The organism is Granulibacter bethesdensis, from assembly GCF_001889525.1.
GTDB lineage: Bacteria > Pseudomonadota > Alphaproteobacteria > Acetobacterales > Acetobacteraceae > Granulibacter > Granulibacter bethesdensis_C.
In genome coordinates this window covers 550,309-574,138 of the sequence record NZ_CP018192.1, presented here as the reverse complement: position 1 = coordinate 574,138, position 23,830 = coordinate 550,309, and the positions used below count along the sequence as shown (strand labels likewise).

24 protein-coding genes are annotated in these 23,830 nt (G+C 59.4%); 11 read left to right on the top strand and 13 right to left on the bottom strand.

The genetic code is table 11. From position 1 onward, the window contains the following. Nucleotides 1–7: 7 nt before the first annotated feature. Complete coding sequence (locus tag GbCGDNIH6_RS02635) at nucleotides 8–1,264, bottom strand: D-amino acid dehydrogenase (protein WP_072562758.1); 1,257 nt, start codon at nucleotides 1,262–1,264, stop codon at nucleotides 8–10. A gap of 86 nt (nucleotides 1,265–1,350) precedes the next feature. Beyond that, nucleotides 1,351–1,941 carry a hypothetical protein gene (locus GbCGDNIH6_RS02630; RefSeq protein WP_157692303.1) on the bottom strand — a complete coding sequence of 197 codons (591 nt, stop codon included), beginning with the start codon at nucleotides 1,939–1,941 and terminating at the stop codon, nucleotides 1,351–1,353. A gap of 274 nt (nucleotides 1,942–2,215) precedes the next feature. Between GbCGDNIH6_RS02630 and pqqA the strand changes: the two genes are divergently transcribed. Then, nucleotides 2,216–2,308 carry a pyrroloquinoline quinone precursor peptide PqqA gene (gene pqqA / locus GbCGDNIH6_RS12715; protein WP_072562756.1) on the top strand — a complete coding sequence of 31 codons (93 nt, stop codon included), beginning with the start codon at nucleotides 2,216–2,218 and terminating at the stop codon, nucleotides 2,306–2,308. A 145-nt stretch (nucleotides 2,309–2,453) separates the two neighbouring features. On the opposite strand, the gene GbCGDNIH6_RS02620 is transcribed toward pqqA, so the two are convergent. Together GbCGDNIH6_RS02620 and bioB are read right to left on the bottom strand one after the other, a co-directional pair. After that, nucleotides 2,454–3,716, bottom strand: a complete 1,263-nt coding sequence (locus GbCGDNIH6_RS02620; RefSeq protein ID WP_072562755.1) for an adenosylmethionine--8-amino-7-oxononanoate transaminase — start codon at nucleotides 3,714–3,716, stop codon at nucleotides 2,454–2,456. Nucleotides 3,717–3,735: 19 nt separating this feature from the next. Beyond that, nucleotides 3,736–4,755: a biotin synthase BioB gene (gene bioB / locus GbCGDNIH6_RS02615; protein ID WP_198355793.1), complete on the bottom strand. Its 1,020-nt coding sequence runs from the start codon at nucleotides 4,753–4,755 to the stop codon at nucleotides 3,736–3,738. 166 nt (nucleotides 4,756–4,921) lie between these two features. Between bioB and GbCGDNIH6_RS02610 the strand changes: the two genes are divergently transcribed. The 3 genes from GbCGDNIH6_RS02610 to bioD all read left to right on the top strand — a co-directional run bounded on the left by GbCGDNIH6_RS02610 (nucleotide 4,922) and on the right by bioD (nucleotide 7,858). After that, nucleotides 4,922–6,070 carry an aminotransferase class I/II-fold pyridoxal phosphate-dependent enzyme gene (locus GbCGDNIH6_RS02610; protein ID WP_072564278.1) on the top strand — a complete coding sequence of 383 codons (1,149 nt, stop codon included), beginning with the start codon at nucleotides 4,922–4,924 and terminating at the stop codon, nucleotides 6,068–6,070. Between the two features lie 77 nt (nucleotides 6,071–6,147). Continuing rightward, on the top strand, nucleotides 6,148–7,182 hold the full coding sequence (locus GbCGDNIH6_RS02605) for a cation diffusion facilitator family transporter (protein ID WP_072562754.1): 1,035 nt from the start codon (nucleotides 6,148–6,150) through the stop codon (nucleotides 7,180–7,182). Then, nucleotides 7,175–7,858, top strand: a complete 684-nt coding sequence (bioD, locus tag GbCGDNIH6_RS02600; protein ID WP_072564277.1) for a dethiobiotin synthase — start codon at nucleotides 7,175–7,177, stop codon at nucleotides 7,856–7,858. The genes GbCGDNIH6_RS02605 and bioD overlap by 8 nt, the downstream gene beginning before the upstream one ends. A 6-nt stretch (nucleotides 7,859–7,864) precedes the next feature. Here bioD and GbCGDNIH6_RS02595 read toward each other — a convergent pair whose 3' ends face one another. Both GbCGDNIH6_RS02595 and GbCGDNIH6_RS02590 read right to left on the bottom strand, forming a co-directional pair. Continuing rightward, on the bottom strand, nucleotides 7,865–9,148 hold the full coding sequence (locus GbCGDNIH6_RS02595; protein WP_072562753.1) for a hypothetical protein: 1,284 nt from the start codon (nucleotides 9,146–9,148) through the stop codon (nucleotides 7,865–7,867). Between the two features lie 6 nt (nucleotides 9,149–9,154). Continuing rightward, nucleotides 9,155–9,451, bottom strand: a complete 297-nt coding sequence (locus GbCGDNIH6_RS02590) for a phosphopantetheine-binding protein (protein WP_072562752.1) — start codon at nucleotides 9,449–9,451, stop codon at nucleotides 9,155–9,157. A 146-nt stretch (nucleotides 9,452–9,597) separates the two neighbouring features. Here GbCGDNIH6_RS02590 and egtB point away from each other — a divergent pair, with 146 nt between their 5' ends. Genes egtB through GbCGDNIH6_RS02565 form a run of 5 tightly spaced genes read left to right on the top strand, consistent with a single transcriptional unit; the run spans nucleotide 9,598 to nucleotide 14,830 of the window. Further along, nucleotides 9,598–10,833, top strand: a complete 1,236-nt coding sequence (gene egtB, locus GbCGDNIH6_RS02580; RefSeq protein WP_072562750.1) for an ergothioneine biosynthesis protein EgtB — start codon at nucleotides 9,598–9,600, stop codon at nucleotides 10,831–10,833. A 20-nt stretch (nucleotides 10,834–10,853) separates the two neighbouring features. Then, a complete protein-coding gene (egtD, locus tag GbCGDNIH6_RS02575; RefSeq protein WP_072562749.1) occupies nucleotides 10,854–11,837 on the top strand; it encodes an L-histidine N(alpha)-methyltransferase in 984 nt (327 codons plus the stop codon). A gap of 1 nt (nucleotide 11,838) precedes the next feature. Beyond that, nucleotides 11,839–11,961, top strand: a complete 123-nt coding sequence (locus tag GbCGDNIH6_RS12670; protein ID WP_269765627.1) for a hypothetical protein — start codon at nucleotides 11,839–11,841, stop codon at nucleotides 11,959–11,961. A 51-nt stretch (nucleotides 11,962–12,012) separates the two neighbouring features. Next, nucleotides 12,013–13,773: an OPT/YSL family transporter gene (locus GbCGDNIH6_RS02570; protein ID WP_072562748.1), complete on the top strand. Its 1,761-nt coding sequence runs from the start codon at nucleotides 12,013–12,015 to the stop codon at nucleotides 13,771–13,773. 4 nt (nucleotides 13,774–13,777) lie between these two features. Continuing rightward, nucleotides 13,778–14,830 (top strand): aromatic ring-hydroxylating oxygenase subunit alpha, encoded by a 1,053-nt coding sequence (locus GbCGDNIH6_RS02565; RefSeq protein WP_072562747.1) that lies wholly within the window; start codon nucleotides 13,778–13,780, stop codon nucleotides 14,828–14,830. A gap of 5 nt (nucleotides 14,831–14,835) precedes the next feature. On the opposite strand, the gene GbCGDNIH6_RS02560 is transcribed toward GbCGDNIH6_RS02565, so the two are convergent. Both GbCGDNIH6_RS02560 and GbCGDNIH6_RS02555 read right to left on the bottom strand, forming a co-directional pair. Beyond that, on the bottom strand, nucleotides 14,836–15,153 hold the full coding sequence (locus GbCGDNIH6_RS02560) for a hypothetical protein (RefSeq protein ID WP_072562746.1): 318 nt from the start codon (nucleotides 15,151–15,153) through the stop codon (nucleotides 14,836–14,838). A 289-nt stretch (nucleotides 15,154–15,442) separates the two neighbouring features. Further along, nucleotides 15,443–16,837: a helix-turn-helix domain-containing protein gene (locus GbCGDNIH6_RS02555; RefSeq protein WP_072562745.1), complete on the bottom strand. Its 1,395-nt coding sequence runs from the start codon at nucleotides 16,835–16,837 to the stop codon at nucleotides 15,443–15,445. A 167-nt stretch (nucleotides 16,838–17,004) separates the two neighbouring features. Between GbCGDNIH6_RS02555 and aceA the strand changes: the two genes are divergently transcribed. Continuing rightward, nucleotides 17,005–18,309, top strand: coding sequence for an isocitrate lyase (gene aceA, locus GbCGDNIH6_RS02550; RefSeq protein ID WP_072562744.1), 1,305 nt, complete (start codon nucleotides 17,005–17,007; stop codon nucleotides 18,307–18,309). Nucleotides 18,310–18,576: 267 nt separating this feature from the next. On the opposite strand, the gene GbCGDNIH6_RS02545 is transcribed toward aceA, so the two are convergent. From GbCGDNIH6_RS02545 to def, 4 genes are read right to left on the bottom strand one after another with little or no spacing between them, the layout of a single operon-like run. Then, nucleotides 18,577–19,074, bottom strand: a complete 498-nt coding sequence (locus GbCGDNIH6_RS02545) for an OsmC family protein (protein ID WP_232450031.1) — start codon at nucleotides 19,072–19,074, stop codon at nucleotides 18,577–18,579. A gap of 5 nt (nucleotides 19,075–19,079) precedes the next feature. Further along, complete coding sequence (locus GbCGDNIH6_RS02540) at nucleotides 19,080–19,958, bottom strand: transglutaminase family protein (protein ID WP_072562742.1); 879 nt, start codon at nucleotides 19,956–19,958, stop codon at nucleotides 19,080–19,082. A gap of 48 nt (nucleotides 19,959–20,006) precedes the next feature. Next, nucleotides 20,007–20,654 (bottom strand): COQ9 family protein, encoded by a 648-nt coding sequence (locus GbCGDNIH6_RS02535; protein WP_072562741.1) that lies wholly within the window; start codon nucleotides 20,652–20,654, stop codon nucleotides 20,007–20,009. Then, nucleotides 20,651–21,196 carry a peptide deformylase gene (gene def / locus GbCGDNIH6_RS02530; protein ID WP_072562740.1) on the bottom strand — a complete coding sequence of 182 codons (546 nt, stop codon included), beginning with the start codon at nucleotides 21,194–21,196 and terminating at the stop codon, nucleotides 20,651–20,653. Before def ends, GbCGDNIH6_RS02535 begins: the two co-directional genes overlap by 4 nt. A 265-nt stretch (nucleotides 21,197–21,461) precedes the next feature. On the opposite strand from def, the gene rpsU reads away from it, so the two are divergent. Further along, nucleotides 21,462–21,665, top strand: coding sequence for a 30S ribosomal protein S21 (gene rpsU, locus GbCGDNIH6_RS02525; protein ID WP_043455061.1), 204 nt, complete (start codon nucleotides 21,462–21,464; stop codon nucleotides 21,663–21,665). A 291-nt stretch (nucleotides 21,666–21,956) separates the two neighbouring features. Here the strand turns inward: rpsU and GbCGDNIH6_RS02520 are convergent, their stop codons facing one another. Further along, entirely contained in the window at nucleotides 21,957–23,822 is a 1,866-nt protein-coding gene (locus GbCGDNIH6_RS02520) for an ABC transporter ATP-binding protein (RefSeq protein ID WP_095413371.1), read from the bottom strand. Between the last annotated feature and the right edge of the window lie 8 nt (nucleotides 23,823–23,830).

Below are 23,830 nucleotides of genomic sequence, written 5' to 3'. Positions count from 1 at the left end.
CGGGGGTTCAGCCTGCGTAACGGGCGATCGCCAGATCGGCATGGTCGATGTTGGGGCGTTTGCCACTGATCATATCCGCCAGCAACCGGCCGGAGCCGCAGGACATGGTCCAGCCCAACGTGCCATGGCCCGTGTTGAGATGCAGGTTACGATAGCGCGTCGGACCGATAATGGGGGTGCCATCCGGTGTCATTGGCCGCAGTCCGGACCAGAATGTCGCCGCTGGCAAATCGCCGGAATCCGGGAACAGCTCCTTAACGGATCCCTCCAGCGTCATACGCCTTTCCTGACGCAAACGTGTATCGTACCCGGCCAGCTCCGCCGTGCCACCGACGCGGATACGATTGCCGAGACGGGTAATCGCGATCTTGTAGGTCTCGTCCATCACCGTTGAGATCGGGGCATGGGTTTCATCCGTGATGGGAATGGTCATTGAATAGCCCTTCACCGGGTAAATCGGCGCGGCTATGCCGATCTGCTTCAGCAGCAGCGGTGAATAACTGCCCAGCGCACAAACATAGGCATCCGCCGTCAGATCTCCCCGTGAAGAACGGATAGCCGTGATCTTGTCGCCCTGCGTGCTGAATCCATGGATCTGCGTTCCGAACAGGAAGGAAACGCCGCGTTCCATGCAGATACGGGCCAGTTCCCGCGTGAACAGATGAGCATCACCGGTTTCATCCCCGGGTAGACGCAAGCCGCCGACCAGAGGAACCTGTGCCCATTGCAGCCCCGGTTCCGCGGCGATGCATCCGGCACGATCGAGAACTTCATAAGCAACGCCGTAGGATTTCAGAACCGCAATATCATCCGCAGTATGATCCATCTGCTTCTGGGTGCGGAAAAGCTGTAACGTACCGCGTTCACGGTTATCATAGGCAATACCGGTTTCGTCACGCAGATCGCGCAACTGGTCACGGCTGTATTCGGCCAACCTGACCATGCGGGCCTTGTTGCGGGCATAGGCATTCGCGGTGCAATTTCCCAGCATCTGCGTCATCCAACGCCACTGTGCCCAATCCAGTTTGGGGCGAAGCACGAACGGGCTGCGAGGCTGCGTCATCCAGCGCAGCACTTTCAGGGGAATACCGGGGGCGGCCCAAGGCGATGAATAGCCGGGGGATACCTGCCCCGCATTGGCAAAGCTGGTTTCCATGCCCGGACCGTCCCGGCGGTCAGCCACCACCACCTCATGCCCTTCCCGGGATAGATAATAGGCTGTGGCAACGCCGACGACTCCGCTGCCAAGAATCAGAACTCTCACGATGCCTGCATCCTCGGTTCATGCGCCCAGGGTTCTATTTATATCCCGTCGCCGATCCTCGCCAGAGATGAGAAGAGAGAGAACCGTTATTCCTGCGGAGCTGGCAGCGGTCTGGTCCCGATCTCACACAAGGAAGGCAGAGCCAGCCCGGTCCATTGCCCGACAATCCAGCCATGCGGCGCGGTTTGACGGATCAGTGCATCCTCTGGCGGCGGCGTGTCCAGCCGGGTCAGATAATACTGCATCCCCTTGTCATAGCTGAAATGGCTGACACTGAGCCACGCCAGATCTCCGATCGCAAAGCCCAGCGCCTGCGCCGCTTCAGCATTTTTCGCCAGCAAAGGCGCAATATCGAACCATTCGGCCAGATGCGCATCAGGCCCATATTCGGTGGGACAGGCGGCCTCAGCCTGAAGATCCGGGTAGCAACGGCTGGTCAGACGATAGACCGGCCTGGGTGCCTCCGGATCGGTCAGCGTTCCGGGAGGCTGCACCAGGGCACGGGTGAATTCCCGTCTCTGTCCGCCATCGAGCGCACGGGCAACGCATGTGGCGGCGGGCTGGGCGTGAACAGGCGGATGTGACAAAGCCTTATGAGCGAGTACTGGCTGAATAATGATGCCACCCACTGCCATCAGTGCCCCCAGCGCGATCAGGGCCTTCCGTCGAAGCATCATCCTGCTGAGCCGCATCTCTCTGTCCATACTTCTTCATAAGAAGGTGAGTCAGAGCTTTCATGGCCGTCCCGTCCAGCACCCGCAGCAAGAAAAAAGTCCCCTACAATGCAGCGAAAAATGCCGATACCCCTCGAAAAGGGCTCAGAATCGCCTGCAAGACGTGGTTGATCGAACAGACCGATGATGATCCCGAGAATAATTCATTGGACCTTTCATGAGAGCAGCTTATGTAGAGAACACGCCTGAATGATCAGGCGGATGACTTTATCAATCCATGGAGAACGTCATGGCCTGGAATACCCCGAAGGTTGTCGAAGTTGCCCTGGGCGCCGAGATCAACGCTTACGCTTGCGCCGAAACGAAGTAATTCGTTTATCAGCCATCATCAGATAGCATCTTTAAAGGCTTATCTGGATTATGATGGCACTGATAAGCGGGCAGATAAATTCTGCGACGACCCCAAGACGACTGGCCGCGGTGTTCCGCGGCCTTTTCTTTTTTCATACGGTCTTTCAAGCCTTCAATTCATCTACCACGGCACATACCGCGCCGGTCAGGTGGGCCAGATCATCTTTCCCGATGATGAGAGCCGGGGTGAGATAAATAATATTACGGAACGGGCGGATCCAAACGCCTCTCTCCAGCAACCGCGCCTTGATATCAGCCAAAGACGGCATTGGATCGAGTTCAACGACGCCGATCGCACCCATCACCCGCACATCGCGCACCAGCCTGCTGCCACGACATGGGGATAGCCCGGCTTCCAGCTGGGCCGATATGGCTGCCACCTGTGTCAGCCTGTCCTCCTGCACGAAGAGATCAAGCGAGGCGAGAGCGGCGGCACACCCCAGCGCGTGACCCATATAGGTCGGGCCATGCATCAGTGCATGGTCCGGTCGATCACTCCAGAAAGCGGCCGTCACCTTTCCATTCGCCAACGTGGCCGCCAGAGGAGAAACGCCGCCCGTCAATGCCTTCGACAGCACGACAATATCGGCGGCAATGCCCGCCTGTTCGCAGGCAAACATGCTTCCCGTGCGCCCGAACCCGGTAAACACCTCGTCCAGAATCAGGAAAATCCCTGCCTGATCTGCTGCCGCCCGCAGACGCCGCAGCACATCCGGTGCATGAAACCGCATTCCTCCCGCACCCTGCACCAGCGGTTCCACCAGAATGGCGGCCAGTTCATCCTCATACCGTTCCAGAATGTCGGTAAGTCTTGCCTGCGATGAGTCGTCACAAGGCAGATCGGCAATCACATGCTGCGGCAGCACGCCCTGAAACAGGCTGTGCATGCCTTCTTCCGGATCGCACACCGCCATGGTGGCAAAGGTATCGCCATGATACCCGCCGCGAAAAGCAAGGATTTTACTACGCCGCCGCTCCCCGCGATTCAGCCAGTGCTGGATCGCCATTTTCATCGCGACCTCAACCGCGACACTGCCGCTATCGGAGAAGAACACCCGCTCCATCGCCCCCGGCACAATGGCACAGAGACGGCTGGCCAGCTTCTCGGCAGGGTCATGCACCAGACCGCCAAGCATCACATGCGGCATCCGGGCAAGCTGCTCCCGCATCGCCTCCATGATCGCAGGGTGGTTATAGCCGTGGCAGGCGGTCCACCAGCTGGCGATTCCGTCCACCAGTTCGCGCCCGTCCTCCAGCACGATGCGCGTACCATAAGTCCGCACCGCCCGCAGCGGCGGAGCAGCCGTCTGCATCTGCGTATACGGCAGCCAGAGACGGGAGGCGTCTGCCTGATCCGATGGCGACATCACGCCTGACGCTCACCGGTCAGACCAGCCGCATACCCAGGCGGGACAACAGCGCCCGATCGCGCTCCGCCGCAGGATTGCCGGTCGTCAGCAGCTTCTCGCCATAGAAAATCGAGTTGGCTCCGGCGAGAAAACACAGTGCCTGCGCCTCATCAGTCATAGCCTCGCGTCCAGCCGACAGACGGACCCGTGCATGAGGCATGGTGATGCGGGCGACCGCGATCATCCGTACAAAATCGATCGTATCGACCGGCTCCTGCCCTTTCAGCGGGGTGCCTTCAACCTGCACCAGCGCATTGATCGGCACACTCTCCGGGTGACGTGGCAGGTTGGCGAGCGCCACGATCAGGCCGGCACGGTCATCCAGCCTCTCGCCCAGCCCCAGAATACCGCCACAGCAGACATTGATCCCTGCATCCCGCACATGAGCCAGCGTTTCCAGCCGATCCTCGTACGTGCGGGTTGAAATGACCGCGCCATAATACTCGGGAGACGTATCGAGGTTGTGGTTATAATAATCCAGTCCGGCCTGTTTCAGCCGCAGGGCCTGCTGATCCGTCAGCATGCCGAGCGTGACACAGCTTTCCATGCCCAGCGCCTTCACGCCCTCGATCATCTCACAGACCGTGTCCATGTCGCGCTCCTTGGGGGAACGCCAGGCGGCCCCCATGCAGAAACGGCTGGCTCCGGCGGCCTTCGCCGCACGGGCTTCCTCCAGCACGGCGTCGACCCGCATCAGACGACTGGCCTCGACCCCGGTATCGTACTGGGCTGCCTGCGGGCAGTAGGCACAATCCTCCGGACAGCCGCCGGTCTTGATCGAGAGCAGGGTCGATATCTGCACCTCACGCGGATCAAAACAGGCACGGTGGATCGCAGCGGCACGGAACAGCAGTTCAGGGAATGGCAGATCGAGCAGGGACCGTACTTCTTCCCTGCTCCAATCGTGACGGATGACCACGGCTTCAGCCCCCGCCTCCCGCGTCGTGGACAGGGCGGAGTCAGCCAGACTCTGGCAGGGGAGATTCGTATCGGGCATCACTTCCATTCCGGAACAGGCGGTTATAACCGTTCATCAGCCGAAGCAGACTAAAGCAGTTCCGAAGCGGATGAAATGTTTCTGTCACGCATTCCTCCGCCCGCCTGCCCCTTAGCCTTCCCCTCTGTGGGGGAAAGGGAGTCGACGCACCATGCAGGGTAATCCGATGCAGACTCTGGACGATTTCGCCGCACGCAGGCTCTCCGCGCTGGAAAAACGACAGTTGAGCCGCGTGCTGCATGAAACCGGCCGAGACAGCAGCCCGTGGGTCATGCGGGGGGGACGACGGATGCTGAGCCTGTCCTGCAACGATTATCTCAACCTCTCTACTCATCCCGCCACCATTCGTGCCGCCATCGACGCCACCGCTCAGTTCGGGGTCGGTGCGGGCGGATCGCGACTGGTGACCGGCAATCACCCGCTCTACACTGCGTTGGAAGCCAGATTAGCGACCTTGAAAGGCACGGAGGCCGCCATCGTGTTCGGGTCCGGCTTTCTGGCGAATATCGGCATTATTCCAGCCCTGATTGCCCCCAACGACCTTATTCTGGTGGACGAGCTTGCTCATGCCTGCATCCATGCCGGCGCTGCTCTGGCGCATGCCAGGACGATACGGTTTCCGCATAACGACATGCAGGCGCTGGCCGGGCTGTTGGAGCAGGAACGCCCGCAGCATGATCACGTGCTGATCGTCACGGACGGCGTATTCTCCATGGATGGCGATCTCGCCCCAATGTCAGCGCTGGTTGAACTCTCGGCACGATACAATGCATGGCTGATGACCGATGACGCCCATGGAATCGGTGTATTGAACGAGGGGCACGGCTCCGCATACGGTCATGACGTTCCGTTGCAGATGGGCACGCTCTCCAAGGGAGTGGGGGCCTATGGCGGCTATCTCTGTGCATCCGCGCCGGTGGTGGCGCTGATCCGCAATCGGGCGCGCAGCTTTATCTATACCACAGGCCTTCCCCCCGGCACGCTGGCAGCGGCGATCACAGCGCTGGAGCTGATCGCCGCCGATCCCGCCCTGACCATGCAGCCGCTGACGAAAGCGAGGCTGTTCACCCGTCTGGCGGGTCTGCCAGACGCACAAAGCCCCATCGTGCCGATCCTGCTCGGCTCTGCTGAGGCAGCCCTGTCTGCCTCGGCGATGCTGGCGGAGCATGGTTATCTGGCTGCCGCAATCCGCCCCCCCACTGTCCCGGCTGGAACAGCCCGCCTGCGGCTGACTTTCACCGCCCTGACCCCTGACAGCGACATTATGCGTCTGGCAGAACTGATCAGGCCCTTACTGTCTGACACAGCAGGATGACCATCGGGAAATATGGACTTGACCGCATATATATGAATATGTATTCATATATTTAAGAAAGCGTATAGAGGTTCACCATGACCGAAGCCATCATCACGCCGGCCTCTCATTCCCATACCCATCATGATCACGGTCATGCAGGCCATGATCATGGCGCGCTGGGCCATTCCCATGGCGCGGGGGTCAAGAACGAACGAAGACTGGCCCTCGCTTTCGTGATTCTCACGGTTTTTCTCGGTGCTGAAATCGTAGGCGGCCTGCTGTCCGGATCGCTGGCCCTGCTGGCCGATGCAGGCCATATGGTGTCTGACGTACTGTCCCTGCTGATGGGATGGGCAGCCTTACGCATTGGCAGGCGTCCGTCCAGCACACGCCACAGCTACGGCTTCCGCCGGTTGGAAGTTCTGGCAGCCTTCGTCAATGGCTCCTCCCTCCTGATTGTCTCCATATGGATTGTGGTCGAGGCAGTGCGCCGCCTGCTGAATCCCCAACCGATTGGCGGCGGTCTGATGCTGGCCGTTGCCGCGGTCGGACTGGTGGCCAACGCCATCTCCCTGCTCATCCTGAATGGAGGACGGGAATCCAGCCTTAATATGCGCGGCGTGTGGCTGCATGTGCTGAGCGATCTGTTCGGCTTCGCCGCTGCCATCCTGGCAGCGCTGATTATCATGACAACCGGCTGGGTGATCGCCGATCCACTGCTGTCACTGATCTTTGCCGCCATGATCCTGCGCGGTGCCGTGGGTGTGGTCAAAGGATCGGCCCATGTACTACTCCAGGGCACTCCGGCTGATATTGATCTGGATGCCATTGCCCACGATCTTGTTCACACCATCCCCGGTGTGCAGCGCATTCATCACCTGCACGCATGGTCCCTGACCGGGAATGACCGGCTGATCACCCTGCATGCCGTGACCGGAGCCGGAGAGGAGACGAGCGAAGACCGGGATCGTATTCTCGATGCTATCCAGCACCGGTTGAGCGACCGGTTCGGCATCTCGCATGCGACAGTGCAGATGGAAACCGGTTTACGTTCCGACGACCATCCATGCGGTCTCTCTCCTCTCCCGGGCCAGATCGACCATGCGGACCATGATCACAACCATGACTGATCCCGCCAGGCAGCCGGTTTTCATCACGGCTACCGGCACGGATATTGGCAAAAGCTATGTCACGGCCGGGTTGGTCAGAGCTTTCATCCGGGCCGGACAGCAGGTGCAGGCGTTAAAGCCGGTACTCAGCGGCACGGCCCATCCCCCCACCGATGCCGATCTGCTGATGAAAGCGCTACAGGAAGGGCCGGATGCGGATGACCTCGACCTTGATGAGATTGCGCCGTGGCGATTTTCAGCCCCTCTCTCCCCGGATATGGCGGCAGAGCAGGAGGGGCGGAGCATCCCCTTTGATGCCCTGATCCGTCACTGCGCGAAACCACGTACCGGGCAGGTATTGATTGAAGGTGTTGGTGGCGTGATGGTGCCGCTGGACCATTCTCACACTGTGCTGGACTGGATCGCAGCATTACAGCCGCGCATTCTGCTGGTTGCCGGAACCTATCTCGGCACAATCAGCCATACGCTGACCGCTCTCTCCGCCCTTCAGGCGCGAGGGCTGAATGCCGACTGGCTGGTATTGAACGAAAGTCCGTCCCAGCCCGTTCCTGCCGAGGAAACCGCCTCCACCCTGACACGATTTGGTGCGCCTCCACCGTTCATTCTGCCCCGACAGGCCGAAGAGGCGACATTCGATCAGCTTTTCAGGATCATCACGGCTGAACGCAGACCCTGATCAGACTTAGTTTTCCAGCTGGTGCAGTGCCTGCGTGGTCCAATCAAGCTGGCGATCGAGATACGCGTAGTATCGATCATAAAAAATCCTGAAATCGGCCCGCCCGGTCGGAGTCAAGGTCAGACGCTGCAACCACCACTCTGCCGGGTAGCGGGATGCAATCAACTGTTCATATCGATCATGCCACCAGCGAATATTATCGTGCAGATCGTAAAAACGGGGCTCGGACTGGATATCCTGCAAACGGTGGCGGTACCGCCCGATAATGGCATCATCATAAAACAGCAACATCAATTCATCGACATCGTAGACCTGATTCCGCGCCTGCGGAGGCTCGAACACCGATAGCACCCCCGGACCGGGAGGCAGGCGATTTTCGCTCAGAAGCATGGTCCGGATATCATCATCACGATACAGGGCAGCCACGTCATCAAGCGGCAGAGACTGTGACCGCATCATGACATTCACATACTCATTCTTCGGAACCGGAAAGTCGAAGATCGCCAGCAGCAAAGGCTTGTCAATCGGCCATTCCGGCCAATACTCGGCTGCGCTGAGCGCATTATGGGCCAGATGACCGCAATTATCCGTAAAGACGCTCCACCGGAACACGTCCTTGCCGGATCGGTAAGGCGCGTTCTGTGCATTCATAAAATCAATAATCCGCAGCATATCCTGCTGCGAAACCGGCACGCGCGCACAATAGCTGCCGCGCCCCATGCCGAGCGCGAAATCGGTTCCGGCCGTCAGCTGATATTTCCAATCCTCCGTTGAAACAACGGCGGGTTTTTCATCGAATCGGTCATCGTGAAAGGAAATACCGTCCAGCACCCCATCCTGCCGTGCCTGTTGCAGGATCTGCGTATACCGCGCCGGTGTCAGCGTTTCGTCGGGACTCATCCCGCCATGGAAGAAAAAGCTGCGCCCCCGTGCCGCAGACCATTTGGCAGAGCTGAAATGAGCATCCATACCGATGCCAACGCCATCTTCCTCACCGGGGCGACAAAGATGCAGTACCGGGTAATGCGCTTCACGATCCGCACAAGCCCCCCGGAGGAAGAAACCCATATGGCCGCCCACACCACCGCGATCAGATGCACCAAATCCCGGCTTTTTCTTTATCTGGGACGTCGCGCAGATATCCACATAATATGGGAACAGGCGTGTATAGGTCTGCTCCTCCGCCTCTGTATGGGGATGCAGGCGGGAGAAATCCTCCGCAGCACATCCCCACAGAATCGTGATCAGCAGGAGCAGGGCAGCCCGCCGTCGCACATCCCGCCACGTCATGAAAAATCAGGCGCGATGAGCTGAAACGTGAGCCGCCAGCGCCCGCAGGGAGGCAAAAATAGCCGGATTTTCCGCATCGTCGGATTTCAGATTGACGCCGTAGGCGCGGCTGATGGCGAGTGACAGCTCCAGCGCATCGATACTGTCGAGACCCAGCCCTTCTCCGAACAGCCGCGCCTCCGGCGCGATATCCTGCGGGCTGGTTTCCAGGTGCAGGGTTTCGACGATAAGGGACGCCATTTCCTGCTCGAACCGGCTTTGCCCAGGCCCTGTATCAGGCACAGCTTGAGTATGATCAGTCATGTAAAGCCATTCATCTTTAAATCGATGTCTCCGGATAGCATGGCTGCCCATGATCGGATAGCGGCTTCACAGCACAGCAGAAGCCGGAACTTCATGGGCAACCAGGAGTTTTGCATCCTCCTCGGAAGAAGAAAGATGGAGGATGCATGTCTGGCTCTGAGCCTCCTCTGACACGCCGCTTTCGGCAGGTCCGGTCAGAAACCGAACGGCTGAGCAGCCATCTGGATGACGAGGATCAGTGTATCCAGTCCATGCCTGATGCCAGCCCGGTCAAATGGCACCGCGCGCATACAAGCTGGTTTTTCGAGACCTTCATCCTGAAACCGTACGACCCCGACTACGAAGATCGCTTTCCCGCCTTCAATCTGCTGTTCAATTCCTATTACGAGGCCGTGGGGGCACGCCATCCGCGCCCGCAACGCGGTGTGCTGAGCCGCCCATCCTGTATCACCATCCGCGAATACCGCCATGTCATCGACATGGCGATGCTACGCCTGCTGGGACAGGAGGAACTCTCGAGGGAACTGGCCGATCTGGTGGAGTTGGGCCTGCAACATGAACAGCAGCATCAGGAGCTGATGGTCACAGATATGCTGCATGCTTTTGCACAAAGTCCCCTTTACCCGGCCGTGCTGCCAGGCTGGGAGGACAGGCCAGCGCCACCCCCCAGGCCAGGCACCAGCACAGACGGCTTCATCACGCTTGGCGGCGGCTTGAGGCCCATCGGTCATAGCCAGCCCGGATTTTCCTTCGACAACGAAACCCCCGCCCACGACGTGTTTGTGCAGCCTTATCAACTGGCCACCGATCTGGTCACCAATGGAGACTGGAAAGCTTTTATCGCCGCGGGCGGATACCGCAACAGCACCTTCTGGATGATGGAAGGCTATGAAATCGCCCGACACTGGCAAGCCCCGCTTTACTGGGTCGAGCAGAACGGACGCTGGATGCAGATGGGCCCGGGCGGATTGCTGCCGCTGGAAAACACGGCCCCCGTCCGTCATATCAGCTGGTACGAGGCTGATGCCTATGCACGATGGGCTGGTGCAAGACTGCCGACCGAACAGGAATGGGAAATTGCGGCTTCCGACCAGCGGCTGAATGATATGCACGGTCGGGTATGGCAATGGACCGCCAGCGCTTATCGTCCTTACCCACGCTTTCAGCCGCCGACGGGCGCGATCGGCGAATACAACGGCAAATTCATGATCAACCAGATGGTATTGCGTGGCAGTTCCATCGCCACGCCCGCGTCGCACGCAAGAAACACCTACCGGAATTTCTTCCATCCTGACAGGCGATGGCAGTTCAGCGGTCTAAGGCTGGCCCGCGATATCGAACAGGCGATTCCCCCTCTGGCCCCTTCCCCTTCATTTCCTTGAACAATCAGGAACCAGAACACATGCCGAGTGTCAGTCATGATTTGGTCCAGCCTTCCCCCGTCCAACCGGTTCCCCAGATCATGCAGGAGGTTCTGGATGGTCTGTCCCGCATCAGAAAAACCCTTCCTGCAAAGCTGTTCTATGATACGGAAGGCTGCCGCCTGTTCGAGGCGATCACCACACTGCCGGAATATTATCTGACCCGTACTGAACGCCATTTGCTGCGGGGTATAGGGACCGATCTGGCATCCCATCTCCCGGACTGTCCTGCCCTGATCGAGTTCGGCGCAAGTTCGGAGGACAAGGCTGTCCTGCTGCTGGAAACGCTGCTTGAGGCGGGAAAGCCTATAAATACCTATGTCGCCATTGATGTCGCGGCAGAGGCTCTGTCAGCGCTGGCGCGCAGGCTGTCCGTCTCCCATCCCGCTCTGACCGTGCAGCCGATGGTGGCGGATTTCACAACACTCGAATCGCTGCCAGTTTCCGTCGCCAACCGCCCGCAGCTGGCGTTTTTCCCTGGCTCCACCATCGGCAATCTCTCACCGGCGCAGGCTGTTGCCTTTATGCGGGATGTCCGTCTTCTGACCGGACCGGATGCGTTTTTCCTGGTGGGGGCCGATCTCCGCAAGGATCCTGCCATCCTGCTACCGGCCTATAATGATCAGGCCGGCGTGACTGCCGCGTTCAATCGCAATATTCTCAACCATATCAATGATGCGATCGGCGCCGATCTCGACCCGGACGGGTTTACCCATCGCGCCGTATGGAATGATCATGAAAGCCGGATCGAGATGCATCTGGTCAGCCGCCGCCCGCAAAAGGCCCGGATTGGCTCCAGAATCATTCATTTCCATCAAGGAGAAACTATTCACACAGAAAATAGCTACAAACATACGGTAAAAGGGTTTCATACTCTGGCAGGGCAGGCCGGGTGGCATGCTTCCGCCACCTGGACCGACTCTGATCATCTGTTTTCGATCCACCTCTTGAGGAAGGACCACTGATATGCAGCGTCGCCCCCGGACTGCAGCCCGTAGCATCGCCATCAGCAATCAGAAGACCACTTTTTACTGGATGGGACTGACGGGGCTGATGCTGGCTGTGGTCATGCTGCTGTGCGCCGGGTAAATAAACCCCGCATAGCCCTGTTTCAGGCAGAATGTTCGTGATCCCCTGACAGTGCCTCTTCCTGATCTGAAGCAGAACCCTGAACGGCTCGCCTACACCCCGGCTGAGGCGGTTATCCACGCAGAGTACACCCGGACAGTCTCTCCCCCATGCGGCGAAGCGCATCCTCGCGTCAGTGAACTGCCGACGCTGCTGGTCATTCTGATCCTCTCGGTTCTGGGCGGCATTGTCGGAATGCAGATTTTGGTGCGGCTGGGGGTTACCCCCAACACCGCCATCATAGGCGCCGTTACAGCCATGATTCTGGGGCGCATCCCGTGGCAGCCCCTGCTTGGATTCCGCTCCATCCATCGCCAGAATCTGGTGCAGAGCGCCATCTCCGCCGCCACCTTCGGCGCGGCCAATGCGCTTCTCTTACCCATCGGGATTCCATGGGCCCTCGGCATGCCGGACCTTGTCTGGCCGATGCTGGCCGGGGCGGCTCTTGCGATGTTGCTGGATGCCTGGCTGATGTACAGCACCTTCGGAACGGCCATTTTTCCAGCAGAAGCACCGTGGCCGCCCGGTGTCGCCGCCGCAGAAGCCATCAGGGCCGGTGATGAAGGCGGTCGCAAGGCCGTCACCCTCGGAGCCGGAATGGCCGCCGGTGCCACCGGATCATGGCTGGGCCTGCCGATGTCTGCCATAGGCGTCGCTTTTATCGGCAATCCATGGGCGCTGCTTTTCTTTGCTATCGGATTACTGACACGCGGCTATCAGCATGCCGTCTTTGCGCTTCCGCACCTGCATGCCTTGCTGCCGGGCCGTGATCTGGCGGCCGCCAGTGCACCCCATGCCGCCATGCTCGGCGCTGGTCTCGCGGCACTGGTACAGGTTGTCGCGCTGTTGATCCGCAATGGCAGGCGACCGCCTTCACCCGACACCGCGACCGACACCCCTTCTCTGCGGCGCATGCTTGGACTGGGCATGGCTGGCTATCTGGGCATCGCCCTGCTGCTGGCGCTGCTGGGAGGGCTGTATACGCATATGCCGCCTGCCATGATGCTGGGCTTTGTAATCTTCGCCGCTTTCGCCGCCTACATGCATGAACTGATTGTCGGACTGGCCGCCATGCATTCCGGGTGGTTTCCCGCTTTCGCTGCCGCCGTTGTGACCCTGCTGGGGGGCATGATCATCGGCTTTCCGCCGATAGCGCTGGCTCTGCTGGTCGGTTTTTCCGCTGCAACAGGCCCCGCTTTCGGAGATATGGGCTGCGACCTGCGGGCCGGTTTTCTGCTGCGTGGCGAAGGGACTGATCCCGCCTTCGAGCGGGATGGACGCTGGCAACAGTTTCTGGCCGCCATGACAGCATTCGGGGTCGCCATCATACTCGTGGCGCTGCATGGCGAAGACTATCTGAAAGCCGGGTTACTCCCCCCGGTCGATCATGTCTTCGCTGGGCTGATCCAATCAGGCCTTGCCCCCGGCCTGATCGGGCGGATCTGGCCGTGGCTGCTGATCGGTGTTGCTCTTCAAGGCGGTGGTGGACCACACCGCCAGCTTGGTATCATGTTTGCCACGGGACTGCTGATTAACAACAGTGCAGCCGGGTGGGCTGTACTCGCCGGGCTGGTCATCAGGCTGGCCGTGACACTTCGAAGGGAAAAAGGGACTGCCGGCCTGGAAGTCCTTGCAGGCGGCCTGATCGCCGGCGACGCGCTGCTCTCTTTCACCAGTTCGATTGTCCAGATGTCGACCCCGCATGGTCAGCAACATGCGGAGCCGGTCAACCATTCCGGCTCCGTACGCGTTGCTTCCATCAAAGGAGCCTGACCTCTTGCCCGATTCTTTTGAGCGATCCCGACCGGACCTGTTCAATCTGCGCCGCACTGGCATTGATCCCGACTACTGGTATCCCCTCGCCTGGTCCGGAGAAATCAGAAAAGGCAAGGCAACAGGCCGCCATTTCGCCGGAGACCCCATTGTTCTGGTGCGTGGGGAATCAGGGCATGTCTACGCGCTGGAAGACCGCTGCGCCCATCGTCAGGTACCGCTGCATGCCGGTGTTGTAGAGGGTGATTGTTTGCGCTGCTGCTATCACGGCTGGACTTACGATATGTCAGGCCGGTGCATCGACGTACCCTATCTGGGCAAGGATAAACTACCCAACGGTGTTCGCGCCTATCCCTGTCAGGAGAAAGAGGGGCTGGTTTTCATCTTTCCGGGCGATGCGGCCCGCGCTGAAATGACCCCGCTTCCCGCGCTGCCATCAATAAGCGACCCAGCCTATCGGACACGGCGTTTCGGGCGGGAGGTGGCCTGCCATTACAGCTTCATGCATGAAAACCTGATTGATATGAACCATCAGTTTTTACACCGGAAACAGATGGGACAGATCAGGCCGCGTTATCTGGGCCATGATACCGGCGAAGACTGGCTGGAAGTGCGATACAGTTTCGCCCGAACGGCGGGGCGGCAACCGCTGGGGGAAAGACTGATTTTCGGAACGCGGGAAGGCAAGGCCGAACCGAATGACAGCCTGATGACAATCCGCACCGATTATCCTTATCAACGCCTGACGATCGACCTGAAATCGGACCGGGTGATGCAGTTGTGGATCGTCTATGTGCCGGTGGACAAGGATCAGAAACGCATTCGGACTTTTGGCCTGTTATCGGTCAAGAAGCCACGTGCAGCCTTTCTGCTGCACGTGGCCTGGCCTTTACTGGGCTGGTTCACCGAGCGCATCTTCAGCGAGGATCGCTGGATCGTCGAACAGGAACAGGCAGCCCATGATGTGCTGGGTGGAAACATGAATCAGGAGCCGTTTCCAGTCATTCGGGCGCTTCAGGATCTGCTCGCCAGACGTGGCAGGCTTCTGTCCTTCTGAAGCCTTTATTTGCTGCGGACTGCCAGCTGCCCCGCATCGGCTTGCCGCGGCGCAGTGGGCGGCAGAGTGGCATGCATCGTGACAGCAGACATAGCATCATCAAGCGTATTAAATTCTCCCAGATCGCGCCCGGTGGCGCCATGCCAGGGCATATATTTCTGATCCACATAGGCGATGCCCCAGGCAGACCAGCTTTCCCCCTCCCGATACAGAGCGATGTAGGGATCGGTATCAGCCTCGCCATCGACCACAGTGACACGGGCAAATCCCCAGCGGGCGGCAAAATCGCTTTCATAAGCCTCGCCGAACCCGGAACGGGCCATGAGGCGCTTTACGACGCAAGGCCGAAAAGGAAACGGGATGATAGTCGCACCGGACTGCAATGTTGTCATGGGCGCACCGTCGGTATGAGGAAGAATGAACGAGTTTTTAGCAACACTCTGTCCAAAAAACTGTGTCTTTTGGGGCACAGCCGAAGACCCACTATCAACGATTCGTGATCGAAAGAACTAAAAATATTCTGTGTCAGAGTCTTACGGGACGATATCAGCCTGTAACGTGAGCTTAAAAATACGCAGTCGCACCGATCCGAAAGAGCATCGGCAATCAGTCCTAATGCTGCTCCTGAAAACGATACGGGCTTTCTGCCGTTGTGTTGGGGTCAAGCGCAATGCGGTGTTCCAGCGGCGGGAAGGCTCGGCTGCGGCAATCCTGTCGGTCACAGAGGCGGCAGGACAGCCCGATTCCCACGGCCGCCCGTTCGATGTCGATGCCATCGCCGTAGATAATGTCCGGTGCATGAGCGATGTCGCAGCCCATTGCCACCACATGAAGCGGCGGAGGATCTCCCCATCGCTCTGCCACCCCACGCACACAGCGCGCGAAACACAGAAAAGTCGCACCATCCGGCAGCCGTGCCACCTGCACCCGGATGGCACCGGGGGAAGTGAACGCCTCATGCACGACCCAGCGGGGGCAGGAGCCACCGAAACGCGCGAATGGAAAGCCGGCTGCGGAAAAACGCTTCGACACATTCCCCGCCGCATCCGTCCGCAGAAAAAAGAACGGCACCCCACGTGCTTCCGGCCGCTGTAACGAGGCCAGACGCTGACAGGCCTGCTCGAAACTGACGCAAAAGCGTGCCGCCAACAAATCCATATCGTGTCGCAATTCCAGGGCCGCATGCCGGAACGCTTCATAAGGCATCAGAATCGCGGCCGCGGAATAATTCAGCAGCCCGATTCGCAGCACTCCCTCGGCCTCCGGCGTGCTGAGACGGGAGGTCGTGATCACCCCTTCCACCGCCTCTCTGATTTCCATCAAGGCTAGCTGGAAGGCCATATGGAAACCCCGGCTTTCGCGCGGCAGTTGTTCTGACAGAAACAGGCTGGAACCAGAAGGATCGTAACGCCGGTGTACGCCTTCTGAAGGGCCGACCCGGATGGTCAGCCCGTGGCGGGCGCGCAGCCGCTCGGCAATGGCATGATTGGCCTCTGCCGGGGTAGTGCGCAGATCGGCACAGATCGCTCCGGCGGCTGCCTCCAGTTCTGCGAAGTAGTTCTGCCGCTCGGCAAACAGATCGCGTACCTCCTCGTTCGGTAGCAGGATACGGCGACCAGACGGCAGTGCGATGCCGCCCGCATCCTCCCGTGCGACACGCCAGGACCGATAAAGCGTGAGAATTGCCCGGGCTGCGTTGGGACTGGCGGCGGCAAGCTGTTCCACCTCCTCCACCGACACGCTCTCGTTCGCCAGCATCGGATCGGCGAAAACCTCTCGCAATCCAGTCTGGAGATGTCGCTCCTGCTGGCCGGACAGAGCACGCAAATCAACCCGCAGCGTTTCCGCCAGTTTGATCAGCAACGACGCTGTCACGCCACGCTGGTCATGCTCGATCAAATTCAGATAGCTCGCAGAAATCCCCAGCCTCACTGCAAGCGATTGCTGAGACTCTCCACGTTCCTGTCGCAACCGGCGAACGGTGCGCCCGATCAGAGGACGAGACATGACATTATTTTCACGCGTTGTAATTTACACAGTTTGCAAAATTACAACCAAGCCGTAAACAAATTTACTAAATTTCAGCAAATTTTTAATTTTAGGGGTGTCAAAGCCGGAAAAAAGTGCCAAATGTTGCGCAGTTAAGAGCCGAGGGAGTAATAATTATGCGTCACATGGCCTCCATCTGTTTCGCGCCGGACGGCGCCGGCAGCGTTCCCTTCGATATGGAAGAACGCTTCGCTGGCGTTAAGCGCGACTATACCCAGGCCGATGTGGAGAAGCTGGCTGGCAGCTTCCGCGTCAAGCACACCATTGCCGAAATGGGCGCGAAGCGTCTGTGGACGCTGCTGCGTAATGAGCCGTTCGTGAACACGCTGGGCGCCCTGAGCGGCAACCAGGCGGTTCAGCAGGTCAAGGCCGGCCTGAAGGCCATCTACCTGTCCGGATGGCAGGTTGCCGCCGATGCCAACCTGGCCGGTGAAATGTATCCCGACCAGTCCCTGTATCCCGCGAACTCGGTTCCGGCCGTTGTCCGCCGCATCAATAACGCGCTGCGTCGCTCCGACCAGATCGCCCACATGGAAGGCGCCAAGGCCGGCCGTGATGGCGACATTCACTGGATGGCCCCGATCGTGGCCGATGCCGAAGCCGGCTTCGGTGGCGCGCTGAACTCCTACGAGCTGATGAAGGCCATGATCGATGCGGGCGCCGCCGGCGTTCACTTCGAAGACCAGCTCGCTTCCGAAAAGAAGTGCGGCCACCTGGGTGGCAAGGTTCTGGTGCCGATCAGCCAGCACATCCGCACCCTGAACGCAGCCCGTCTGGCCGCCGATGTCGAAGGCGTGCCGACCGTTCTGCTGTGCCGCACCGACAGCCATGCCGCCCAGTTGCTGACCACCAATGTCGATGAGCGCGACCATCCGTTCATCAGCGGTGAGCGCACCCCGGAAGGCTTCTATCGCATCAAGGAAGGCGTGGGCGTCGATTACGCGATCGCTCGCTCTCTGGCTTATGCGCCGTATGCCGACCTGCTGTGGTGGGAAACCAGCGAGCCGAACCTGGAAGAAGCCGAGCAGTTCGCCAACGCGATCGCCAAGCAGTTCCCGGGCAAGATGCTGGCCTACAACTGCTCCCCCAGCTTCAACTGGAAGAAGAAGCTCCCGCCGGAGAAGATCGCCGAATTCCAGCGCGCGATCGGTTCGATGGGCTACAAGTTCCAGTTCGTCACGCTGGCGGGCTTCCATACCCTGAACTACTCCATGTTCCAGCTGGCCCGTGGCTACAAGGACCGTGGCATGGCAGCGTATTCCGAACTGCAGCAGGCCGAGTTCGAGGCAGAAGCCGACGGTTACACCGCCACCCGCCATCAGCGCGAAGTGGGCGTGTCTTACTTCGACGCGATCTCCATGGCGGTGTCTCAGGGTCAGTCTTCCACCACTGCCTTCGCCGGCAGCACGGAAGAAGAGCAGTTCCACTAATACGGAACAACGAAATCCGGCTGTCCTGCCCCCTAACACAGGGCAGCCGGAACTGGTCCCTGACCGCTGGAGAGTCCCCTTTCCGCAACACTGCTTTCCAGACACCGCGACAGGGATGCGCCGATCGGTTCGACGTCGCCCCTCGGCTCGGACCAATCGACGCGATGAGACGCCGGCACCCCCGGGCTGGCGTCTGGAACGGCCCCGCCCTGCGGGGCCGTTTTCCGTTTGAAGGCAATGTTGCAGACTGTTTTTGCCCGGCCCAACTTAGCCGGATATAAATTCAGGCGCGCAATAAGCCGGCAATTTCATCGAACGGGCGATCAAACACACTTCATGAATCCGGTGATGAATGGCCTCGGCCATGGCAAGATCGGCCTGTGCATGAACCGTGACACGAGGGTGCAGGGTCGATGACACAAACTGGCCGGCTCCTCCCGCCACCACCTCGGCAATGCCGACGGGCTGATCTTCATAGGACGTAACCACAATGCCCGACTCTGAAGCGTAATGCAGATACCAGAGCATATGGCACGCGGCTAAGGCCGACAGCAGAAGATCTTCAGGGTTCATTCTGGTGGTGTCACCACCGAGCAACGAATCGTTGGAGCAATGGATCACCGGCTTGCCCGGTACGGCAATATCCCAGCTGTGATCATAATCGCAATAGCCCGATGTACCCTGCCCGCGATTGCCGGTCCAGACAATCCGGGAGAGTAAGAATGGCTCATAAGAAAACACCTCGCCCAATATAAGGCACGGCACTGCGGTCAAGCCGTTTCCGTCTTGATCTGCACATCAACTGACAATGTGGCGAAATCACCGGAACGTCCCATATAGCTCCCGGCAATCGGTACTGCCTGGGAGGGGGTGCGGGCCACGCAGATACGGATCAGGTTACGCCCGGCGATCAGCCCGTTGGTTGGATCGAACTCCACCCACCCCGCGCCCGGCAGATAGACGGCGCACCAGGCATGGGTGGTAGCGCCTCCAACCATGGCGGGACCTTTTATGTCCGGGTCGTACAGATACCCGCTGACGAAACGGGCCGCGAAACCCAGCGATCGCACAGCTTCCATCATCAGCAGGGCGAAATCACGGCATGCCCCTCTGCCAAGATCAAGCGTCTTGAGCGGAGCCTGGGTGCCCTGTGTATCGCGCGCTTCGTAAGTAAAGTCTCGCTGAATCGCGCGCGTCATATCCATCAGCAGTCGCATCGTCCCGGTAGCACGACCCTTGCGGACGAATTTGCGCGCCCACAGTTCCAGCCTGTGATCCGGATCGGGATGATGCCGCTCCTGTAGACGCGCGATATCCGGTAATTCCTCGGCCGCGTAACCGAACGGGTATGTGCGCGCCACCGGATCAATCGGCAGATCTTCATTGCTGGGGAAATGATCCAGATCAAGCCGTGATGTGATTTCAAACCGATCGGACTCTGCCGGGTCAGGCTGCACATAGCAGACTGAATTTCCAAAAACATCATGGGCCCAGCGTGTCTCCACGGGGGGCGGATAGAATGTCAGGGTCGCATCGTTCATACGCAGATCATGACTGTCACGCGGACGCATCATCAGCCGGTGCCTTCCCAGCGAAACCGGCTGATGATAGCGATACGTAGTGATATGGGTGATCAGGACGCGGGGCATAAAACTGTGCTCATCCTGATTGGCATTCCTATACCCTTTTACGAAGGGTTATGCGCCTGGCTGGGAATGAAAGGCTGACGGGCCGCCTGCCAGTCCTTCCGTGATCCGTGCCTTCAGGCGTCCGAACTGTGCGACACCGGCAAGCCTGCGATCCAGAAAAGCCAGCGCGGCTTCATCATGATCATATCGCTCCCGCAACCAGACCAGCAATGTTCCACTCCATATTCCGGTCAAAATAATGCGTTTTGTGTACCAACTGATATCCGCAGAACGATCTCCTGCAGCATACCAGATTGCATCCACCGTTTGCGCCAGACAGCGCGCCGCAATACGGGCTCGGCCCGGCAAAGCCAATGCCGCAGCGGCCCTGCGTGCGGCCTCACGGTGCGGCCCCATCAGAGAAAGCCTGGCCACAATGGCCAGACGGACACGGGCGCTCAGTTTCGTGATACCGCACGCCTGCTCGCCGACCTCTGCCGTCATGGCCCGATCCAACCAGTCGGACCATGCCTCGATCAGGCCAGCAGCCCCACCATGCCAGAATAAAGGCGCATCTTCGGAAGGCAGGGACAGATCGCTCAAGGCTCTGCGCAAAGCGGCCTCGGTCCACCCCAGAACAGGAACATGGGGCAGCAGCGCCGCAATAACCCTATCCTGTTCAGGATCGGCTACCAGAGAGTCCAGCGGGGCAATCATTCTGCATCATCCTTCTGTTCCGCTGCCAGGGCCGCCTGTGCGCGGGCAATTTCCTCCTCAAAGCCCAGCCTCCCGAGATCGTTCATCCGCATAGGATACAGGATACCGTCCAGATGGTCGTATTCATGCTGAATGACATTCGCGTGAAAGCCGCTGGCTTCACGCTCAATGACAGCCCCGTCGAGTCCGATACCACGGTAACGGACGCGCATGGCACGTGGCACCTCCCCGCGGAAGCCGGGAATGGAGAGGCATCCCTCCCAGCACATCTGGATATCATCCCCCACCAGTTCAAGCTCAGGGTTGATCAGCACGGTGGGAGGGACTTCCTCGCCACCGCGGGAGACAGGCACACGAAATACGAACATACGAAGGGGTTGATAAACCTGTGGTGCCGCCAGCCCCACACCCGGGGCATCGATCATGGTTTCAATCATATCCAGAGCCAGGCGTTTTATCTCCGGCGCGGTTGGATCGGGCACAGGATCAGCACGACGCAGCAGCACGGGATGCCCCATACGTGCGATCTTCAGAATCGACATTGCGCGCCTCTCCCGTATTTACCGCTGCCACCTGGCCTGATCTTGATCGTATTGTCCGTTACGAAACTGGACGCCGCAAGGCACGAAACGGTATCAGAAAGACCTGTTTCGACCCGCCAGAGCCAGAAAATATCAGGCAACAGAAACAAGCTTTGTTTTCTTCGGCAAAACTGTGCTATAGGCCCCGCCTTCCGTTGGAGTCTCCAGCGGGACCCGTTCGTGCGGCCCGGGTTCAGACCGTCCAGAGAAAGGAGATGACTACCCAGTGCAAGTTCTGGTTCGTGACAATAATGTCGATCAGGCGCTCAAGGCGCTCAAGAAGAAGATGCAGCGCGAAGGCATTTTCCGTGAAATGAAGCTGCGTCGGCACTTTGAAAAGCCGTCGGAGCGCAAGGCTCGTGAAGCTGCTGAAGCCGTTCGCCGCGCCCGTAAGCTGGAGCGCAAGCGTCTGGAGCGTGAAGGGTTCTGATACACCTTCCGCCAAGCCGGGCCCAACGGTCCCGCACATATACCCGGCCAGCCATAGGGCGGCCGGACAGGGATGGTGATAACCAGCCCGCCTGAAAACCGCTTCCGTCCCTGCCGCCCAATCGGGCAGCACCTTCATTCTGACGGAACCGGGTTGGAGACCGCAGCGGGGGACTACCCCCGCCGGCTTCCCCTTCTTTTTTGCTTCTCATCGCAGTGACGTGTATAAAAAGGCTGGACACCCTTCTGCAGTGCCCAGCCTCTGTCCCTGTTTGAGCCGCAATCTGGCCGCTTATTCGGCGGCAATCATCATGGTCTGCTGAAGCAACAGATCCCGGAACGGTCCTTCGTTACGCTCCAGTTCGGTCGGCGAGCCATCCTGCAGGATACGGCCATGCTGCATCACCACGATCCGATCGAAGTTCTTCAGCGTGGACAGACGATGCGCCACGGCAATCACGGTTCGACCCTGCATCAAGCGATCAAGCGCCCTCTGAACGGCCCGTTCGCTTTCACTGTCGAGCGCACTGGTTGCTTCATCCAGCACCAGCACAGGCGCATTACGCAGGAAAGCCCGGGCGATGGCCAACCGCTGCCGTTGGCCCCCGGAAAGCTTCACCCCGCGGTCACCCACGATCGTATCGTATCCTTCGGTCAGGTCGTCGATGAAGTCACGGCAGCACGCAGCTTCCGCAGCCGCCTCCACCTCGGCAAAGCTCGCATCAGGCTTGCCATAACGAATATTATCGATCACCGAGCGATGGAACAGCATGACATCCTGCGGCACGATACTGATCGCATCACGCAGGCTTTCCTGCGTCATGGTCGCGATATTGTGCCCGTCGATCAGGATCTGTCCCTCCCCGAGCTCACGCAGCCTCTGCATCAGGGTTAAAACCGTGGTCTTGCCAGAGCCGGAGCGCCCAACCAACCCGACACGCTGCCCGGCAGGGACGACAAGATTGAACTTCTTCAGAACAGGGCTGGCACCCGGATAGGCAAAGGTGACATCCCTGAATTCGACCGCCCCTACAGCAGAAGGGAGGGTATGCGCATCCGTCTGGTCACGCAGATCATGCGGCAGCAACAATGTTGCCAGAGCTTCTGACAGACGGGCCACATCCTGCACCATATTCACCAGCGCCACGGCCAGATCGCGGGTACCATGCAGGATATTGAAGCCGAGCGTAGTCACCAGAACAACGTCACCGGTGCTCGCCATCTTGTGCTGCCACAACAGGATTGCCCAGACCAGCAGCCCGGCTGTCAACGCCGCCGTAAACACCGCATGAAACAGCCGCAACCGCTCCAGATAGCGCAGGGAATGGCCACGCGCTGACATTTCATCCTGAACACGGGCCGCAAATCGCTCCCGTTCCCTCAGCGTCGCACCGAAAGCACGCACCAGCGGCATATTGTTGATGACATCGACCAGTTCGCCATCCACCCTTGCCGCATCGGTTGCATAACGTTCATGCAACCTGTTGCCGCGTGCTGCCCAGATCATCAGCACAGCCCCGAGTCCCAGCGAGATCAGAGCCAGTGTCGCGGACATCAGCGGGCTGACCAGGGCCAGCATCGCTACGGACAGCACAACCGCAAAAGTCGGCGGTAACACGTTCCATGAAAAAAGCTGCTCAAGCTGAAAGATCGCATTCCCGGTGGCCGTAATACGCCCGGCGAGCATGCCCGGCAGACGATCCGCAAAATAGGCCGGGGAGTGTCCGGTCAGATGTTCGAACAGATCACGGCGCAGATCGCCTGTGACCGCAACGAATGTGTGGGTGGAGACCCATCCCCCGATACGCCAGCTCATATTATCGGCGGCGATCAACCCGGCGAGAATGGCGAATGCGCTCCAGACCTCATCCACACGATTGCCGGAAAGCACGTCCACCAGATTCTTGACGCCGTACTGGGAGAACGTTGCAAAGGACACCGCCATCAGCACGGATAACAGGACAGTCAGATGCCCGACAGGATGGCGGCGAACGTAGTGAAAAATAAATGGCAGCGTCCGGGTCGGCAGGCTGCGGGTTTGGTTGTCGTTGTTCACACGCCCCCCGGGGACTGTCTCAAAAGGCTTCACTGACAGCATTTGCCGCAGGTGTTTCATGATCCTGCCATCTGCTGCACCACCCAGTCTTTTTGCAACCATTGCGCACA